The following is a 243-nucleotide window of genomic DNA, read 5'->3' as shown; positions in this document are numbered from 1 at the left end:
CGGCAGCTCGGGGGCGAATACCGTGTCGATGTCGTCGTCGGTGTAGCCGCAGATGGTCGCGTAGGGGGCGTCCAACGTCACGTCGTTGAGATTGTTGAGGCCGGAGAACAGGCTTACCTTGTTGAACTTCGACACCCCGGTAAGCAGCACGAAGGCCAGGTGCGGGTCGGCATCCTTGAGCACGCTGTAGAGGTTCTTCAATCCCTCGCGCAGCTCGCGGGCCCGTTCGGGCTCGAGCAGGTT

1 protein-coding gene is annotated in these 243 nt (G+C 62.6%); it reads right to left on the bottom strand.

Features of this window, described 5'->3' with window-relative positions:
* A partial coding sequence (locus tag HOP58_RS22985) for an AAA family ATPase (RefSeq protein WP_234261947.1) occupies positions 1-243 on the bottom strand: 243 nt, incomplete at both ends.

Origin of the sequence: Halomonas sp. MCCC 1A11062 (genome assembly GCF_021404355.1) — a bacterium.
Taxonomy (GTDB): domain Bacteria; phylum Pseudomonadota; class Gammaproteobacteria; order Pseudomonadales; family Halomonadaceae; genus Halomonas; species Halomonas aerodenitrificans.
Note: the sequence above shows the minus strand (reverse complement) of the source record. Positions and strands in the feature narration are given on the sequence as shown.